19 protein-coding genes and 1 tRNA gene are annotated in these 18,558 nt (G+C 35.9%); 13 read left to right on the forward strand and 7 right to left on the reverse strand.

Annotated features, from left to right (window positions below; all coding sequences use genetic code 11):
- The first annotated feature begins 413 nt into the window (after window positions 1–413).
- Window positions 414–3,269, forward strand: coding sequence for a kelch repeat-containing protein (locus tag HNP36_RS03280; protein ID WP_184160453.1), 2,856 nt, complete (start codon window positions 414–416; stop codon window positions 3,267–3,269).
- A gap of 233 nt (window positions 3,270–3,502) precedes the next feature.
- Here HNP36_RS03280 and HNP36_RS03285 read toward each other — a convergent pair whose 3' ends face one another.
- A complete protein-coding gene (locus HNP36_RS03285) occupies window positions 3,503–4,354 on the reverse strand; it encodes a hypothetical protein (RefSeq protein WP_228456234.1) in 852 nt (283 codons plus the stop codon).
- A gap of 73 nt (window positions 4,355–4,427) precedes the next feature.
- Between HNP36_RS03285 and HNP36_RS03290 the strand changes: the two genes are divergently transcribed.
- The 6 genes from HNP36_RS03290 to HNP36_RS03315 are packed head-to-tail and all read left to right on the forward strand — an operon-like array spanning window position 4,428 to window position 7,630.
- Window positions 4,428–4,946 (forward strand): Crp/Fnr family transcriptional regulator, encoded by a 519-nt coding sequence (locus HNP36_RS03290; RefSeq protein WP_184160451.1) that lies wholly within the window; start codon window positions 4,428–4,430, stop codon window positions 4,944–4,946.
- 54 nt (window positions 4,947–5,000) lie between these two features.
- Window positions 5,001–5,549 (forward strand): DinB family protein, encoded by a 549-nt coding sequence (locus HNP36_RS03295; RefSeq protein ID WP_184160449.1) that lies wholly within the window; start codon window positions 5,001–5,003, stop codon window positions 5,547–5,549.
- Between the two features lie 43 nt (window positions 5,550–5,592).
- On the forward strand, window positions 5,593–6,105 hold the full coding sequence (locus HNP36_RS03300; protein ID WP_184160446.1) for a methylated-DNA--[protein]-cysteine S-methyltransferase: 513 nt from the start codon (window positions 5,593–5,595) through the stop codon (window positions 6,103–6,105).
- A 29-nt stretch (window positions 6,106–6,134) separates the two neighbouring features.
- Window positions 6,135–6,740, forward strand: a complete 606-nt coding sequence (locus HNP36_RS03305) for a DUF2911 domain-containing protein (protein ID WP_184160444.1) — start codon at window positions 6,135–6,137, stop codon at window positions 6,738–6,740.
- 3 nt (window positions 6,741–6,743) lie between these two features.
- Window positions 6,744–7,271 (forward strand): GNAT family N-acetyltransferase, encoded by a 528-nt coding sequence (locus HNP36_RS03310; RefSeq protein WP_184160442.1) that lies wholly within the window; start codon window positions 6,744–6,746, stop codon window positions 7,269–7,271.
- The gene (locus HNP36_RS03315; RefSeq protein WP_184160440.1) at window positions 7,268–7,630 is read left to right on the forward strand and encodes a cupin domain-containing protein; all 363 of its coding nucleotides are present in this window, start codon (window positions 7,268–7,270) and stop codon (window positions 7,628–7,630) included. Before HNP36_RS03310 ends, HNP36_RS03315 begins: the two co-directional genes overlap by 4 nt.
- 95 nt (window positions 7,631–7,725) lie before the next feature.
- Here the strand turns inward: HNP36_RS03315 and HNP36_RS03320 are convergent, their stop codons facing one another.
- The 3 genes from HNP36_RS03320 to HNP36_RS03330 form a co-directional block, all read right to left on the reverse strand.
- Complete coding sequence (locus HNP36_RS03320; RefSeq protein WP_184160438.1) at window positions 7,726–8,469, reverse strand: dienelactone hydrolase family protein; 744 nt, start codon at window positions 8,467–8,469, stop codon at window positions 7,726–7,728.
- Between the two features lie 117 nt (window positions 8,470–8,586).
- Window positions 8,587–9,201, reverse strand: a complete 615-nt coding sequence (locus tag HNP36_RS03325) for an HAD family hydrolase (protein WP_184160436.1) — start codon at window positions 9,199–9,201, stop codon at window positions 8,587–8,589.
- Between the two features lie 360 nt (window positions 9,202–9,561).
- On the reverse strand, window positions 9,562–9,993 hold the full coding sequence (locus HNP36_RS03330; RefSeq protein WP_184160434.1) for a type I restriction enzyme HsdR N-terminal domain-containing protein: 432 nt from the start codon (window positions 9,991–9,993) through the stop codon (window positions 9,562–9,564).
- Between the two features lie 7 nt (window positions 9,994–10,000).
- Here HNP36_RS03330 and holA point away from each other — a divergent pair, with 7 nt between their 5' ends.
- Complete coding sequence (holA, locus tag HNP36_RS03335; RefSeq protein WP_184160432.1) at window positions 10,001–11,038, forward strand: DNA polymerase III subunit delta; 1,038 nt, start codon at window positions 10,001–10,003, stop codon at window positions 11,036–11,038.
- A 266-nt stretch (window positions 11,039–11,304) separates the two neighbouring features.
- Window positions 11,305–12,246: a thioredoxin-disulfide reductase gene (gene trxB, locus HNP36_RS03340; RefSeq protein WP_184160430.1), complete on the forward strand. Its 942-nt coding sequence runs from the start codon at window positions 11,305–11,307 to the stop codon at window positions 12,244–12,246.
- Window positions 12,247–12,433: 187 nt separating this feature from the next.
- Here trxB and HNP36_RS03345 read toward each other — a convergent pair whose 3' ends face one another.
- Together HNP36_RS03345 and HNP36_RS03350 are read right to left on the reverse strand one after the other, a co-directional pair.
- Window positions 12,434–12,814, reverse strand: a complete 381-nt coding sequence (locus HNP36_RS03345) for a DNA-binding protein (protein ID WP_184160428.1) — start codon at window positions 12,812–12,814, stop codon at window positions 12,434–12,436.
- A 322-nt stretch (window positions 12,815–13,136) separates the two neighbouring features.
- Window positions 13,137–13,514, reverse strand: a complete 378-nt coding sequence (locus tag HNP36_RS03350; RefSeq protein WP_317168943.1) for a helix-turn-helix transcriptional regulator — start codon at window positions 13,512–13,514, stop codon at window positions 13,137–13,139.
- Window positions 13,515–13,610: 96 nt separating this feature from the next.
- On the opposite strand from HNP36_RS03350, the gene HNP36_RS03355 reads away from it, so the two are divergent.
- The 3 genes from HNP36_RS03355 (at window position 13,611) to HNP36_RS03365 (ending at window position 15,337) form a co-directional block, all read left to right on the forward strand.
- Window positions 13,611–14,861: an AbiH family protein gene (locus tag HNP36_RS03355; protein ID WP_184160424.1), complete on the forward strand. Its 1,251-nt coding sequence runs from the start codon at window positions 13,611–13,613 to the stop codon at window positions 14,859–14,861.
- A 36-nt stretch (window positions 14,862–14,897) separates the two neighbouring features.
- Window positions 14,898–15,125 (forward strand): glyceraldehyde-3-phosphate dehydrogenase, encoded by a 228-nt coding sequence (locus HNP36_RS03360; RefSeq protein ID WP_184160422.1) that lies wholly within the window; start codon window positions 14,898–14,900, stop codon window positions 15,123–15,125.
- Window positions 15,126–15,252: 127 nt separating this feature from the next.
- Window positions 15,253–15,337: transfer RNA gene (locus tag HNP36_RS03365), tRNA-Ser, on the forward strand.
- A 154-nt stretch (window positions 15,338–15,491) separates the two neighbouring features.
- Here the strand turns inward: HNP36_RS03365 and HNP36_RS03370 are convergent.
- On the reverse strand, window positions 15,492–15,980 hold the full coding sequence (locus HNP36_RS03370) for a hypothetical protein (RefSeq protein ID WP_184160420.1): 489 nt from the start codon (window positions 15,978–15,980) through the stop codon (window positions 15,492–15,494).
- A 736-nt stretch (window positions 15,981–16,716) separates the two neighbouring features.
- On the opposite strand from HNP36_RS03370, the gene HNP36_RS03375 reads away from it, so the two are divergent.
- Window positions 16,717–18,516, forward strand: a complete 1,800-nt coding sequence (locus HNP36_RS03375) for a serine hydrolase (protein WP_184160418.1) — start codon at window positions 16,717–16,719, stop codon at window positions 18,514–18,516.
- The last annotated feature ends 42 nt before the right edge of the window (window positions 18,517–18,558 follow it).

Genomic DNA, 18,558 nt, shown 5'->3' on the forward strand with positions numbered 1-18,558 from the left:
TCAATTATGTAAACGAGATACTGTCTCCTAAAGCTTTCAACAGAATTAAAAATCTAAAATGAGAATAAATACGGTTGATGTGGATAGGAAAGTATACAGCATTAAGGAATTGGAGGAAAAAGCAGACAAAATCAAAACAAATTATGTTTTCAAAGTTCAATAAATAGTTCCGGCATACTTAAGAAGCTTCAATTTTATCATCGATTTAATCTCTATTTTTTGATCAGAAAGAGTGCATCGCCATGAAAATTAATTTTAAGGAAACCCAGAATTAAATAACTATTTGTTGATTTATATAATTTGTATAAATTCGCTGAAAATTAATAGAATAATTTTTCATGCAGCAAATAACTCTTATTTGTGAAAATTAGCATGAGAATTATTCTATAATTAAATAAAAAACACTATAAACTATGAAAAAAATATTTTTTCTTTTGATAAGCACAATGTGCTTGTCACAAAACATCAATTTTACCTGGATACAAGGAGGAAATCAAATTGAACAAAACGCTGAATTTGGAATATATGGGCTTGAGAGTAATGAAAACTGGCCGAATATTTTAAAAGAAATGTCCTATGTGGTAGATAACGACGGAACTTTCTGGATGTTCGGAGGTTATAGTACAGGATGGGTGAGTAATGCAACCAGCCTGTTATGGAGCTACAACTATCAAAATAACAATTTTACCTTCAGAAAAGGCTGGCTTTACCACGATTTTAACGGGTATAATAAAGGAATAAACGCAGATAGCTACAGAAACGTTCCCGGAGCTGTAAGAATGTCTTCTATGTGGGCTTCAACAAATAAAAATTTATATGTTTTTGGAGGAGCGGATGCTTCCGGTAAACAAAAAAATGACCTGTGGAAATTCAACAGCCTTACCAATAACTGGATTAAAATTTCAAACGGAACACCAACCGGTGAAGCTAATTTCGGTACAAAAGGAGTTGAAAATATCACCAATGCTCCTCCTGCACTGATCAATACCACAACGTGGACCGATTCGTCAGGAAATCTCTATTTCTTCGGAGGTAAAACATCAAATGGGGATGAATATAATACCGTATGGAAGTACAATATTTCCACCAATATGTGGTCTTGGACCGGAGGAGCAGATCAGCCCAATACAAATGGTGTATACAACAGCATAGGACAGGAAAACACTCTGAATACTCCAAGTGCAAGGTTTGGAAGCTGTAGTTTTAAAGATTTGCAGGGGAATATCTTTATTTATGGAGGATATCATAGTTCCGTACCTCAAAGCTATAATTACAATGATATATGGAAGTTTAATCCTGTAAACGGATTATGGACCTGGATGAAAGGAAGCCAGACAAGTACCGAAAACATTGCCGGCGGAATAGGAGTGGAAAATGCTAATAATATGCCGGGAACCATTAACTATAATTATAACAATCCCAAGCCTAATAACTGGACAGACAAAAACGGAAACTTCTGGATTCAGATAAATTATTATATGTGGAAATACACACCATCCACTAATTCCTGGACATTAATGAAGAAAAACGGAAATCCTCCTGTCAGCCAGCCCCCTGTTTATGGAGCAATGAATGTTGAAGATGTACAAAACTTTCCGGGATTCAGAAATTCATCAGCCTGTTGGACCGGAAATGATGGAAATCTGTATTTATATAATGGCAATACAAATGATTCAAGTACATATGCAGTTGATTTGTGGAAATACAACACAGTGACCAATAATTGGGTTCAGGTTAAAGGACCGGGAATTACAAGCGGAGGCAATTCTTACGATTTTACTTCCTATGAAAAACTGGCAGGGCTTGTTGAAAGCGAAAATACTCCCGGAGGAACGGCCAAGTATGGCGCCCAATGGAAAGATACTGACGGCAATTTATGGATCTATGGAATTTGCGGGAAGTATGGTAATGAAATAAATAGCACAGGCTATTCTTCTGTTGATTTATGGAAGTTTAATTCTTCTCAAAAAAAATGGCAGTGGATCAACGGTAACGAAAATAGTTTCTTTAAATCGTACACAGGAGATTTGCTTAACTATGGAACAATTAATGTTGAAAACAAAAGAAATGCTCCGGGACGCCGTATTGATGCTATGTCATGGATAGACACTAACGGAAATCTATGGATGTTTGGTGGTCAGGTACCACAGGTGAACTCTTATTATCAGGATTTATGGATGTTCAACGTTACATCTAATAACTGGGTCTGGAAAGGAGGAATAAAAAATCCTGATAATGGTTATAACAGGCATGCAAATTATGGAAGCCAGGGAATATACTCTTCAGCTAATATTCCCGGAGCCAGAGTAAGAGGGAAAACATGGACAGATGTCCAGGGGAATTTCTATTTGTATGGTGGTTATGGCTTTGATGAAACTTCTGCAAATGAAGGATATTTAAATGACGTATGGAAATATGATATAGCCCAGAATCAGTGGGTATGGTTAAATGGAGATAAAACTGTTAACAACTTCAGCAGCACCAATTATCCTGTCGCTGACTATGGAACAGGAATCAGCTGGGCGGACGAAAATAAAGACTTCTGGTATTTTACAAATGCTAAAATGTGGAAATATCAGACGGGTACCAACAGCTGGTCTGTAATAGGAACCCCTCCTCCTTACGGAAATGCAAACTATGGAACTATGGGAACGGAAAGCTCTTCCAATTTCCCGGGAGATAGAAACAAGGCGCTGACATGGACCGGTAAAAATGGAAATCTGTGGTTATTTGGCGGAAACAGTACATCTCAACAAAATCTATGGAAGTACAATATCTATACAGGTAACTGGACATGGATGTATGGCCCTCAGTCTTCATCCTCATATAATTATGGACAGCTAGATGTTTCTTCCAATGTGAATTTACCGCCTTACAGACGCTATTCCGCTACCTGGACCGATACGCTTGGAAATTTATATTTCTTTGGAGGTACTCAGACAGAAACTTATGATCATCTGAACTACAATGATGTTTGGAGAATAGATGTAGCCAGCTATAGCCTGAATACCAACGAATCCATAAAATCAAATGGAAAATTCAAAGTATATCCTGCATTCTTTTCAAACGAGGTAACTGTGGAATCCGGAGAGAATTTTGAAAAAATAACAGTTTCCGATTTTTCCGGTAAAACAGTGAAAACAGTAAATTTCAGTTCAGATAAAAAGAAAGTTATTAATTTATCAGATTTGAATACTGGAGCTTATATACTTGCTGTTCATGGATTGAAAAACAATATCTTATTTTCAACAAAAATTATAAAAAAATAAAAAATTAAATGAATCTTTAGAAAGAGAATGATTTTAAGAATAAAAATAGTTAATCACTGTTTAATTAGGGTTTCCGAATTCGGAAACCCTTTATTTATGGTTTTTTTTTGTAATAAAGTTTCTCGTTTTACAAAATTTAAATTATAGCAAAAACTCCTAAAAATATGAAAAAACATCTGTTTTGACATATTTGATTGTTTTACATTGAAAAAAGACAAGGAGCTTTTTGTATATTAATTCATCTTGTAATAAGCCTCAGAAAAATACGTACTCGGTTTAAAATATGCCGTTTTTCTTTCCACATCAAAAATCCAGTTAAATCTTCTCAGTAAATCAGCTCCGAAATAATTTGATTTCTGAGTTTTCAGATCTCCGGCAAAAAATCCGGCTGTAACACCTTTCAATACAGTATTTCCTAACTTTAAAAAAGGCAAAATTCCCTGTTGGGTTACAATGCTTTTTCCTGCAGAATTTTTTAATGTTCTTTCACCGGTTAAATTTAACTTTTTGCCTAATTCCTTTTCATCTGCAAATTGGTTGCTGTAAAGAATTCCGCCAGAATATCCTGACTGTAAAAGAAAATAAACCTCCTCCTGTTTACCATCGATAACGTTATCCGCAACAATATAAAACTGCCCGTTTTCTGAAAATAAAGGTGTTGATTCATAGTCCTTCAGGTCCGGCATTTTATCGTAAATAAGAAATTGACTATTATCATAATCAATTTTAAATGCTTTTCCCTTAAAAATTCCCGTCCCGATTTTTCCGTCAGCTTCATGTCCGGTAATTTCATTGTCAAAAAAACGCACATTATTTACGGTTAATTTTCCGATCTGCACTGTATTTTTCTCGCTTACTTCCTCATTATTGAAAACAATATGATCCGCCTTACGCTGTCTTTCCGGGGAAATTGAGGCATCCTCCATAGCGATCTGGAACATCAGATCCAGGGAATCCTTTTTATTCACAAGTGTTTTTACAATAATATTATTATGTTTGGTAATTCTAAAGGGAACAGCCTGTTGTGCATTTACCGAAAGACCGATAGAAAATAGAAAAATAAAACTTACTTTTTTGAACATCATAATGTGATTAACGGTTAAAGTTTTGAAATCTAAAATTACCTATTATCTTTGGAACAGCAAACATTCATATTAAATGATTCAGAAACTGCTAAATAGTGGACTTTACTGGCAAAAGAAAGAATTCAGAAGAAATGAATTTCTGAAAATTTCAGGAAGTACGAATACTGATATTTATTTTGTCGAAAATGGCAGCATCCGGATTTTTATGATGGATGATGATGAAGAAAGAATTATTCGTTTCGGATATACTGGAAATATTATTGTTTCCCTAGACTCTTTTCTGTCGGGTAAACCTTCAGATCTTTATATGCAGGCAATTAAGAAAACAAGTGTGAGAATAGCGTCAAAAAAAGATTTTTATGCATTCATTGTATCAGGTGAAGAGAATCTTAAATTCTGGAACAGTCTTCTGGAAGATTTGGTGCTTCAGCAGATGGAGAGAGAAAAAGATTTGCTCATTAATTCCCCTAAAGAACGTTTCGAAAGAGTATTGAAAAGAAGTCCTAAGTTATTTCAGGAAGTCCCGAATAAATATATTGCCAATTACCTCAGAATGTCTCCGGAAACATTGTCAAGACTCAAAAAATCTTGATTTCAGTCAACATTTAAGAAAAAGTTGATCCCGAAATTTGTATAAAAATGATCAATGGAAATTTCTACATCACAATTACTTAATGAACTGAAAATATTAACCCAGGAACACATGCAGTATGCAGAAAGCCTTCTGAAACAACCGGATGAAAAACTCAATTTCAGACTTTCTCAGGACAGCTGGAGTATTCTTGAATGTCTCGAACATCTTAACCGTTACGGGAATTTTTACATTCCGGAGATCAGTCAAAGAATTTCTGCCGCAAAAACATCTCCTGTAGCAGTATTCAAACCTGGAATTATAGGGAATTATTTTACTGAAAGCATGCGCCCAAAGGAAAAACTAAACAAAATGAAAGCTTTTAAAAGCATGAATCCCGTAAACAGCCGGCTAAATAAAAATATAGTTCACGAATTTATAAGACAGCAGGAACAAATGACAGAATTGCTCGGAAAAGCAGAAAATGTTAATGTCAATACTGTAAAAACCAACATTAGCATTACAAAGTTGGTCAAGCTGAAATTAGGAGATACTTTCCGTTTTGTGATTTATCATAATGCAAGACATATCCGTCAGGCAGAAAATATTATAGTTAATATCTGAGTTTTTTGAGTGAAGATTCCAGATATTTACTAATTTTAAGTCTATGGAACTTATTTACCGAAAAACAATACAGACTCCACTGGGAGAAATGGTAGCCTGTGCCGTTGAGGAAGGAATCTGCCTCCTTGAATTTACAGATCGTAAAAACTTTGAAAAGCAGTTTACTTCTTTATCAAAAGCTTTAAATTCTGGATTTGAAGAAAGAGATCACAAACATTTCACCCAGCTGGAAACAGAATTAAAAGAATATTTTGAAGGAAAAAGACAGGTCTTCAATGTCCCTTTGTATACCACCGGAACAGAGTTTCAGGAAAAAGTATGGCAGCTTTTGTGCGAAATTCCTATGGGAGAAACAAGAACCTATAAAAAACAGTCGGAACTTTTAGGAAATCCCAAGGCAATACGCGCAGTGGGAACAGCAAACGGAATCAATAAAATTGCCATTCTGATACCCTGCCACCGTGTCATTGGTTCAAACGGAGAACTGGTAGGCTATGCGGGAGGAATCTGGAGAAAGCAAAAATTATTGGAATTAGAAAAGGCTATTTTGTTTTGATTTTTGTAAATTTAGGCAAAAATTTACACGTGAAAAAGTTACTATTAGCACTTTGCATATCAGCTTCGGCTCTAAGTTTTGCCCAGGATTATTCAGTACCGGCAGTAAGTCCGCGTCAGAAGGTGGAACAGCAGTTTTCAATGTCTAAAATTACCATCGATTACGGAAGACCAGGAGTGAAAGGACGTAAAATATTCGGAGAATTGGTTCCTTACGGACAGGTTTGGAGAGCAGGAGCGAACTCATCTACCAAAATTACATTCGGACAGGCTGTTAATTTCGGAGGAAAAATGGTTCCGGCAGGAACTTACGGACTGTTCATCGTTCCTACAGAAACAGAATGGAAAGTAATCTTAAACAAAGACTTCCAGCAGTGGGGCGCTTATACCTATGATCCGAAACAGGATGTGGTAGATGTAACCGTACCGGTGAACAAACTGGCAGACAAGCAGGAGTGGTTTGAAATTACCTTAAACCCGATGGATGAAAATTCAGGAAACCTGGTGATAAAATGGGATATGGCTCAGGCAGAAGTTACTTTAAAACCTGCAAAACTGGACGCCGTTATGAAGATTTCAGATAAATTGAAAGAAATTAAGAAAATAGAGTCTGACGCTGCAAAAGCAAAAAGCTAAACAATGAAATTTTCAATTCAGCCTGTTTTAGAAAATCAGGAATATAAATTAATCCCCTTACAGCAAGGGGATTTTGAATCTTTATATGAAGTGGCTTCCGATCCCAGAGTTTGGGAACAGCATCCCAATCCCGACCGCTATAAAAGAGAAGTTTTTGAATCCTTCTTTAAGGGAGCAATGGAAAGTGAAGGAGCCTTTAAAATTATTGAAAAATCGTCCGGTGATGTTTTGGGAAGTACCCGTTTCTATAATTTCGATGAAAATGAGAACCGTATTTTTATCGGTTATACGTTCTACGGAACAAAATCATGGGGAAAAGGCATCAATCCGCAGGTCAAAAAAATAATGCTTGATTATATCTTCCAGTTCGTAGATAAGGTACATTTCCACATAGGAAAAGAAAACCTCCGTTCACAGATTGCTATGGAAAGAATTGGCGGACAAAAGATCGCGGAAGAAGAAGTGGCTTATTATGCTGAGCCTACAAGAACCAATTTTGTTTACGAAATAAAAAAAGAAAACCATTCATGAAAAAATATAAAATTCAAAAATCACCGTTTGTAGTTCCTACTACAGATGGAAAATTAATTGAAGAACACTGGGGAAACTCTACGGGAAACTCAAATGTCTCCATTGCCCACATGGTAGCACCGCCGGATTGGAGCGAGCCTCACCAGACTCCGGATTTTGATGAATTTACCATTATCATTTCAGGGAAAAAGCAATTTGAAATAGACGGGGAAACCATTATTCTCGAAAAACGACAGAGTATTTTAATAGAAAAAGGAGCAAGAGTACGTTACAGCAACCCGTTTTCAGAATCCTGCGAATATATTGCCATCTGTCTTCCTGCATTTTCAATGGAACTTGTAAACAGGGAAGAAGCTTAATAAATGTAACAATCTAACAGTGTAGCAATGTACCAATATACCAATTCTTAAAACATTGTTACACTGTTAGATTGATACATTACTACATTAAAAAATTATTTCAAAATTTCTTTCAGGAACATCAGCGTATGATTCCAGGCTCTTTTGGCCATTATTTCATTATAGTCAGGCGATTTCGGATCGGTGAAAGTATGTTTTGAATGAGCATAGGTAATAATCTGCCAGTCAGCATTTCCTTCATTCATTTCTTTAATCAGGTTATTGTAATCTTCAGGAGTTACTCCTTTGTCATCAGCAGGATTCTCAACTAAGATCTTCGTAGAAATAGGACCGTTTTTTCTGGTCTGGTCCTTTCCGATGCTTCCGTGAATGGAAACCGCTCCCACAACCGGCAGGCTTCCCCTTGCAGATTCCAGAGCACCTGTACCACCAAAACAATACCCGATTACTGCAATTTTATCAGCAACAGCGCCATTCTTTTTCAACTGGTCTAAAGCAAGAGAAATCCGCTTCTGATAAGCATCATAATTCTGCTTGTAATATCCGGCAGATTTACCGGCAGCAGCATTATCGGCAGGAATATTTCCTTCACCGTAAATATCAGCAATAAAAGCAATGTATCCCTGCTTTTCAAGCTCGGCAGCGGCAGTTTTAGCTTCATCATCTATACCTTTCCATGCAGGAAGAATCAGAACACCCGGAAGCTTTTTCCCGGCATTGGATGTTACCAGACCATTCAGTTTCTGTGAACCGTCCTGGTAGGAAACTGTTTTCAGCTTTTGTCCGAAAAGTGTTCCTGCACTTATAACGCATGCTGTTAATAGAACGTTACGTATCATATTTTGTAATTTAGTAGATTGTTAAACAGGTTTGGATTATGGAGAATCAAATAAAAATCCTCATCTAAATTACAGAAAATAACTCAGATGAGGATGAATAATGTATAAACCAAAGTTTTATTCAAGTTGAATTCCCAGACCTGCCAGCTCTTTTTCCAGATCAGTATCCGGATCAACTTTAATAGTATTGAAGCCTAATGAATTGGCCATTTCAATATTCTTAGGATTGTCATCAATAAAAACAGATTCATTCGCCTGCAGGTTGTATCTTTCCAACAGGACATGCCATATTTTCGGATCCGGTTTGATCATTTTTTCTGTTCCTGAAACCACAATTTTCCCATTAAAAAGCTGGAAGAAATCATAATTTTCCAGAGCATAGGGGAAAGTTTCCTCAGACCAGTTGGTTAACCCGAATAATTGATAATCGGTTTTTCCTAAACGCTTTAAGACTTCTACATTGTGCGGGATATCACTTTTCAGCATCACAGTCCAGTTATCGTAATAGGCTCTGAGTTCCTTTTCCCATTCAGGGAATTTTTTCACCTGAATTTCCGTACCTTCCGCAAGGCTTCTTCCGCGGTCCTGTTCCTCGTTCCATTCGGTCTGTGCAATGTGTTGAAGAAAGTATTCCATTTTTTCATCATCATTGAAATAATCTTTAAAAAAATATCTCGGATTCCAGTCCATTAATACACCGCCAAAATCGAAGATGATATTCTTAATTTCCATAGGTATTTTAAACGTATTTAAATTATTATTTTTCTCAGGCAATTTAATGCTAAAAATTAATGTTTGAAAAGGATACTTTTCTATTTTATGAAATATTAATATAGATAAAGAAGATAAGGGCAGTTAAGATAAAATCTAAAAATTTTTCAGCAAAATTCACTTAGTCTTCTTAAATACCTGATCAATCTTAATGGTTCAGTGTTTACTCGCAGATTAAGCAGATTGGGCAGATTTTTTAATAGCTTTAAAATTTCATCAATAAAAATCTTTGATTTTTATAAAAACTTAAGTGTACTTCTTATCCACAGGCATTTAACTTAGGTATCAAAAAAGCTTTTGTAACTTTTGTGGTTAAAATATTTACTCCGGTTTATAAAACTGATACTGTTCGTTTTCGTAATACGCATTGATATGCTGCAAGCCATTAGTCAGGATGATCTCTTTCGCGCCAATAATAGAATTGTACCTTGCCGTCTGCTCAAAAGTTTTCTCTGTAAGTTTAACCTGTGGCGCTTTACATTCAATCAGGATAATGGGTTCTGTTTTTTCGGTAATCAGCAGATCTATTCTTTTGGTAAGGCCATTTAGAAGGATCTTTTTTTCAGTGATAAGTGCTGATGGGGAATAGGCTTTTACGGTAAGATAATAATGTATCCAATGCTGTCTTACCCATTCTTCGGGGGTAAGGAGAAGGTAAGTTTTGCGGACCAAGTCATAAATAAAAAACTTATCTTTGTCTTTCTTGAATTTAAAATCAAAAGTTTCCTGAAAATTCAGTTTTGGAAGTTCCATTAATAAGATGAAAGAATTAGATTTAATCCTCAAAAATATTAAAAATAAAGAAGTTTTACCTATTTATTTTTTCCACGGAGAAGAACCTTACTTTATTGATGCTGCTGTAAAAGCACTTGAACACGACTTTCTGGAAGAAGATGAAAAAGCCTTTAACCAGACCGTGGTATATGGAAAAGATACTTCTTATCAGGAAATCCTTTCCCTGGCAAGGCAGTTCCCGATGATGGGTGATAAGCAGGTAATTATTGTAAAGGAAGCCCAGGATTTGAAATTCAATGAAGAAGAAAACAGGGTTTTGGAAACCTATGTTGAAAATCCCGTTCCTTCTACTGTATTGGTTTTTGCCCATAAGCACAAAAAGCTGGACAGCCGGAAAAAAGCTACAAAAGCTCTGGATAAAGCAAAGGCACTTTTTTTAAGCGAGTCCGTACGGGATACCAATCTTCCCAAATGGATTGCCGATGAATGCGCCCTGCTGAAAATAAAAACAGCCCCGAATATTTCCCATCTGCTTGCTGAATATCTCGGAAACGACCTCTCCAGAATTGCCAATGAGCTGAATAAATTGAAGATCATCCTTAAAGAAGGCGAAATACTGGACGGAACTATTGTGGAAAACCACATCGGGATCAGTAAAGAATATAATGTGTTTGAGCTGCAGAAAGCTTTGGGAACTAAAAATGCGGATACAGCCTTCAGAATTGCCCATTTTATGGGTAAAAATCCAAAGAATAATCCTTTTGTAATGATGCTGGCCAATCTTTACAGCTATTTCTCCAATGTCATTATTTACCAGACTATGGCGGGACAGCCTCAGCAGGCTATTGCTTCACAGATGGGGGTCAATCCGTATTTCCTGAAAGACTATGCGGAAAGTGCAAGGCTTTATCCTCTGAAACATGCCACAAGAGTTATCTCTATTTTAAGGGAATTTGACATGAAAGGAAAAGGACTAGGAGCTGTAAATATGAGCGAAGCGGAACTGATTAAGGAACTGGTATACAAGATCATCAATGTGGATAAGATTAAGATGAAAGTGTAATGAGTTTGAGAGTGGGAGAGTAAGAGGGTTTGAGAACGAAAGAGTGGGAGAGTGAAATGAAAGGTTATTAATATGGGATTAGCCGGTTTCCGTTTCCATTATCTATCTCGAAACAAGCATCACGCATCCCGTACCTCGTAACGCATCCCCACAATTGACAATTCACATATCTGATATTGACAAGTATCATCAAAAATACTTTAATAAAACATTAAAAATTGCGAAATTAGCGCACTGAATAAAAATCTTTTTGAACAAGCAAATTTATGGAGCAAAATATTTTAGATTGTGTCATCGTTGGATCCGGACCTTCTGGTTTCACAGCAGCAATATATGCAGCAAGAGCAGACCTGAAACCTGAACTGTATACTGGTTTGGAGCCGGGCGGGCAATTAACAACAACTACTGAGGTGGATAACTTCCCGGGGTATCCGGCTGGGATTACAGGGCCTGAAATGATGATGGATCTGCAGAAGCAGGCAGAAAGATTCGAAACCAAAGTTCATTACGAAATGATCACCAAAGCGGAATTCTCTAAAGAAATTGGCGGTGTTCACAAACTATATGCAGGAAATAAGGAGATCTTCGCTAAAACAGTCATTATCTCTACAGGTGCTACGGCAAAATATCTTGGCCTTGATGATGAAAAGAAATATGCAGGAGGCGGTGTTTCCGCATGTGCTACGTGCGACGGGTTCTTCTACAGAGGAAAAGATGTAGTGGTAGTAGGAGCGGGGGATACAGCAGCGGAAGAAGCTACTTACCTTGCAAAGCTTACCAGAAAAGTAACTATGCTGGTAAGAAAAGACGTATTCAGAGCTTCTAAAGCTATGATCCACAGGGTAGAAAATACTCCGAATATTGAAGTGAAATTCAATCATGAGCTGATTGGTATTGAAGGTGAAAACAGTCTTGTAGAAAGAGCCGTGATCATCAATAACCAAACGCAGGAAAAATCTACGGTTGATGTGGAAGGGATCTTCATCGCCATCGGGCACAAACCGAATACTGATATCTTTACAGGCCAGATTGACCTTGACGAAAACGGATATATCCTTACGGAAAAAGGATCTACAAGAACCAATCTTCCGGGTGTATTTGCTGCCGGAGACGTTCAGGACCATATCTACAGACAGGCTATTACTGCTGCAGGAAGCGGATGTATGGCGGCTATGGATGCAGAAAAATACCTTGCTGAACTACATTAATATTCAGCTTATCATCATACAAAGCGCGCCCGTTGGGCGCGCTTTTTTATTTACAGGGCTCGGGCTCAAACGAAGTTTGAGCCCGAGCCTTTTCCACCAGCTTCATTCAATCAACAAAGTTGATTGCCCCTTAGCCCCCTTAAAATATAAGGCATCAAAATAAAAACTTTGCGTTAAAAAACAAAAACTACTTCTTCTGAAAAGCAGCCAGTTTCAGCGCATTTTTAATCAGCCTGCCGGGACGGAAGATGGCTTTTACGCTCTTGATGCTTGCCGAGGTTACTTCCTCTGCCGTTTCTTTTCCTTCACTGGAACCACCGGCCTGCAGGGTAAAATATTCTCCTACGTATACTATTTTGCCATCTGCCACATCATCTGCAATTTTGGTGAAGATGGTTTCCAGCACTACAAGCACATCGCCTTTGGATACGGTGGATACTGAGGCGGCATATTTGGCAAGATCGTCCATAGTGGTTTTACCGTTTCCTACGATGTCTGCGTAATATTTTTGCGGGTCTTGCGGTTTCTGGATATTCTTTCTTGGAATAATGTTGAATGTAATTGGCATTTTTCTAAATATTTGTGTTAAATAATGATAGAATAAAGCAATACAAAAATTCTGCGAAAAGCAACTCAAAAACAACAATTCTCACGAAATGGCCAATACCGGAACTTATCTGTTGAATAAACAGTAAATAATAAATATATCTTCTGGAAATCTATTATTTATTTTCACAAAATGATAGGCATGAGTGGTTTAATTCATGCTGGTGATTTGATGAATTTATGCGCATGAATTGAAGAAATGATGCACATGAATTTTAAGAGCATAGTAACCAACAAAAAAACTGCTTCTTTGGAAGCAGTTTTCGTTATAATGATTTATCTTGTTACAATCCTTTTCTGGACTTACCCTTTTTATTTTCCTCTTTTAAGGCTTCTATCTGCTCTTTCAGTAGCTTGATGTAATCCTGTTGGCTTTCCAGTATATATTCTGGAATATTACAATATTGGTTATAATTTCCAGATTGATTATTTGTACTACTGTCATTAAAAGTTAAGTTCTGTACGACATTTGCCGTTTTCTCTTCTTTAATATCTTCTACATTAATATCTAATGCCTCCGCCAGCTTTTCCCATTCATCATCATAAATCTTCACCTCGCCGTTTTCTTTACGGCTGTAGTTGGATACATCGGTTGCAATGATATCAGCAAGATATTGCTGAGTAAAGCCTTTCTGCTTTCTTTGATTTTTTAACTTTTCCATAGTCATAGGCGTATCTGTGTTTTGTACAAATATAGAAAAAAAATGGAGTTTGCTAAACTGTAAATTATAATTACATTTGAGAAAAACTAAAAAAACATGAATAGACTTGTAATTATTGGCAATGGCTTCGACCTTGCTCATGGATTACCAACTTCATATTCCTCTTTTCTGAATTATATATGGAAAAATTTTAGTGAGACTAAAAGCAATCCTTTGTTTCAGGATTTATTTGAGATAGATCATATTCATTTTCGGGGCAATGAATCGTATAATAATTATAATGAATTCTGTGAAGATATAAGATTTAGTTTCAGAAAAGATCCATATTATTTTGTAAATTCTGCTAACTATAGTGATAAAAGTTTTACTTTATACCATAAGCGTAGTTCTTCAAAATGTGTATTTTCTTTTAAAAATAAATTTTTTGAATTAATTACTGTTAAAAGTGTAGAAAATTGGGTAGATATAGAAAATATTTATTACCAGGTATTAACTTCAATGGTGAAAGGGGATAGTGTATTTTCGCAATTAGGAGATATTAACCAATTGAATGCTGAATTTTCTCAAATTAAAAAGCTTTTAGATTATTATCTTAATAAAGAGATTGAACAGAAGTACTTTTTTAAAAATTCATATGAAGATTCAGACTCAATTGCTGATCTATTTACTTATGAGTATAAGAATTTAGGTAAAGACTCTAAGAATAGTTTTTTTTTGGAATTCGCTCCTGATTATAGAAAAGAACTAATTGATTTTGATAATTTATTTTTAGGCGTTAGTATATATCATCAAAAATGTTTTGAAAATCTATTTGTTGATTTTAATTATACATCAAATGTGAATAATTATGTATCTATTATAAATAGTAAAAAAGTTAGAGGATATGGGCTGTCATCCCAAATACAAATACATGGCCATGTTTCTGATGATACCAATCCGATAAATTTTGGCTTTGGAGATGAAATGGATGATCATTACAAAATATTAGAAAATACGGGAGATAATAAATATTTGGAAAATATAAAGTCCTTCATGTATTTTAATAACTCAAATTATCGTAAACTACTGAACTGGATAGAGACAAAAGATTATCAGGTTTTTATAATGGGACATTCATGTGGCTTATCAGATAGAACATTATTAAATACATTATTTGAACATCCTAATTGTAAATCCATAAAGATTTTCTACCATCAAAAAGCAGATGGAACAGATAATTTTACTGAATTATCACAGAACATTTCAAGACACTTTAATAAGAAGTCAATGATGAGGCAAAAGGTGGTAGATAAAAGCTTATCCAAGCCTCTGCCTCAGAATGTGAGATATCAAAGTAAAGGAGTATAAGTATTAAACCAAATTAAAAGTTTTTATAAAATAAATATGGAAAGAAAAGTCATAAAAATCAAACATATCACAGGAACCTACACCATCGAGGTTGCCGATGGAAAGCTGAATGAAATGAAAAGTCAGCTGGACAAATGCCTGAACGATGAACAGGGCGCAATAGTTGTGAAGGGAGAAAACGGAGACCAGTTTGTATATCCGTCAGATCTTTTGAAAAACAGTTTCATTGCTGTAGTAGATAGGGAAGAGGTTAAAGAGGCGTAGAAAAATAATTCCCCTGATTTTAAGCTCATTATTAAGCTTTGTTAAAATTTGTGGAATAAATATTTTGCAGAGCTGTAAAATCCTTCTATATTTGCACCACTGAAAACAACGGTACATCCGTTATTCAGGAGAGTTGGCAGAGTGGTCGATTGCGGCAGTCTTGAAAACTGTTGACTGTAACAGGTCCGGGGGTTCGAATCCCTCACTCTCCGCTTAAGGAGACGTCCATTTTTTGGACGTCTCCTTTTTTAATGCACGTTATAGTCTGCATTACGGGAGGTTATATTAAAATAATGCTCTATAAACAAGTGTTCGGGTTTTGTAATCTTATTGATATTTTTTCATACTATAAATTCCAGTTTATTTCTAATTAATGGATTTACTTTTCATCCTGTCATTGTATTTATTTTTGAGAAATGTTACGAGCTTCCCTGATGCTTTAAAAATCAAAAGTCCCAAAAGCCAGCCCGAAAGTGCTCCGCAGATAATTCCTGCGACAATTGAGATGTCGGCTGTCCACCAATGCTGTATTAAATTGATGAAATAGAAAAAAATAACAGAAACAATAGTAGTCCCTAATATGGAGACAGACAAAAAAAGAGTTTTAAACCCTTTGCTTACAGATTTTTGCTGAATCCCCACCAAAACTGATGCAGAAATAATACCTCCGCTGATCAGGAAAAACAGGATAAGGAAGAACATCAGAATCAAAACAACTCCAATAATGAGTGCCAAAAGAAAAAATAGTGCACCCATCAGAATCAAAGCGATCAGAAAATCTTCATCATTTTTGAATGAATCCATCATATAAAGATGATGAGGAATGTTAAGTATTCCGTGTAAAAGATTTTTCATAATTAAGTTTTTTTAAGTCAGCTATATAAGTTGTCTGTCCGCTCTTTTTAGAATTTTTCGATCTTTGGTTTCTTATTGTTTTGTAGTATGACACCTTTCTTCAGACTTGTTGAGACAATACAATAATTACTGGAAAAGTTCAGTATCTTAAAGGAATCTCAGATTCATGCTCTGATAAAAAAATATTCTTCAATATCATTTTGTAGTACATTGCACTGGGGTCTTAAAAAATTAATTTTCATTCATGTGTTTTTTGTTAATAGTCTATTCATAAATATATTGCAAAAAATCATGTGACTGGGAAAAATGATATTATGTTAAAATACAGCAGATTGAAAATGGATAATAATCATAATGATTATGTTATTTTTGAATGATGTACGGATGTGTCCAGTGCGAGAGCAATTACATTGAAAGCATATTTAAATTACCAAATTTGAATTCTTCTTTTCGAGAATGGATAACTTATTAATTTTGATTAGATGATAATATGTTGTAAGTCAATTTTTTAATATTATTTAAAAAACTCAGAAAGGGTATTAAGAATTTGACAGAGCTCCCTTTCAGCCCGCAGAGTAAATACTCAAAATGTAGTTTATTGCAGGCTTTTTTGTTTATGAACTGGCCTTTTAAAGTTTTCAAAAAAATTACCGTTAATTTTTAAAATAACATAAAAATCTATCCGTTTCCAGCCAAAACTTATCTATTTTTGAACAACTAAATTTCAAAAATAAAAATGAAAGCCAAAGCTCCTTTTTATATTGCATTGATTGTTGGAATTACTTATCTCCCCTTATCTGCACAAGCCCAGTCACAAATAAACAATGATATTTCTAAAGTAGAAGCAGGATTGATGCCTGCAGTCCGTTTTCAGGGAGAGCCTCTCTGGACAATGGAATCCAGAATGAAACACTATAATATTCCGGGCGTGAGCATTGCAGTCATTAAAAATTCCAAAGTCATTTGGAGCAAAACTTATGGCTTCGCAGATGTGGAATCTAAAATTCCGGTGAATACCCAAACACTGTTTCAGGCTGCATCTATGAGCAAACCGGTAAGCATGTATGCTGCACTGGCGGAGGTTGAGGCCGGAAAAATAAACCCGGATGCTGATGTGAATACCTATCTGAAATCCTGGAAAATTCCCGAAAATAAATTTACAAAAGAAAAAAAGGTAAGTCTTAAACATATAGCGAGCCATACAGCAGGAATTACCATGAGCGGATTTCCCGGATATGAAACTGATAAGCCTCTTCCTTCCCTGGTTCAGGTGTTGAATGGAGAGAATCCAGCCAATACTCCCGTAATTACAGTTGACAAACTTCCCGGAACCCCTTTCAGGTATGCAGGCGGTGGATATTGCGTTATGCAGCAGATGTTAATGGATATAGAAGGAAAAGACTTCACCACTGTTATGAATGAAAAAGTACTGATGCCACTGAACATGAAAAACAGTACCTTTTCCCAACCCTTACCTGAAGCACAGGTCCGGTTTGCCGCCACAGCATACAATCAGGAAGGTATAAAGGTTCCCGGGAAATATCATATCTACCCCGAGCAGGCACCTGCCGGTTTATGGACTACCGCTGAAGACCTGGCTAAATTTATAATTGATGTTCAAAATACCCTCAGCGGGAAAAGCAGCACAATTATTTCGCAAAAAACGGCTGAAGAATTTACAACTCCTTTCATTGATCCGTTTATGGGATTGGGTATTTTTCTGGAAAACAGGGAAGGACAGATTTATTTCAATCACGGTGGCTGGAATGAAGGCTTTTCGAGCAGATTCATAGCCAGTAAAACAAGTGGTGACGGAATTGTAGTGTTAACAAATACCAATAAACCCGATTTTGTAGAAGAGGTGGTACGTTCGGTTGCAGAAGTTTATCACTGGCCTGCATTTAATCCTCCTGCTTATAAAGTCTTACCACTGAATAATGAAGATTTTAGCAATACAGGAAGCTACACCAATAATATTTACGGCTTTTTTAAGATTTATCGTGAAAAAGGAAAGCTGATGGCTGCCAATAATACAGAAGGTCCTATGGAACTTATGAAAATAGGAGAAGACACTTATGCATTCCGGGAATGGGATTTCAACCTTAAGCTGGTAAAAAATACCCGGACAGGAAAAACAGAATTAGCTCAGATTCTCCGCAATGGTAAAATCAGGCAGGGGCCGAAGCAAAGCGACAGAGAAAAAGTTCCTTTGGAAATAATTCTTGACGGAAATTTTGATGAAGGACTGGAAGCTTACAGAAAAGCAAAAATCAAAGATGAGAATCATTATCTTCTTTCCGAAAACTATCTGAATGATGCAGGCTATTCGTTACTCAACAGAAAAGATTTTACAGGAGCCATTAATGTTTTACGCTTAAATACATTGCTGTATCCCCAGAGCGAAAATACATATGACAGTCTGGGAGATGCTTACATGAAGGCCGGACAAAAGGAAAAAGCAAAAGAAACCTATCAAAAATTACTGAAGATAAATCCTGCAAATGAAAACGCTGCAAACGTTTTAAAAACATTGTAGAATGAACTTTTTAGTTTTGTATTTTAAGAGAAGAAAATGTAA

Origin of the sequence: Chryseobacterium shigense (genome assembly GCF_014207845.1) — a bacterium.
GTDB classification, from domain to species: domain Bacteria; phylum Bacteroidota; class Bacteroidia; order Flavobacteriales; family Weeksellaceae; genus Chryseobacterium; species Chryseobacterium shigense_A.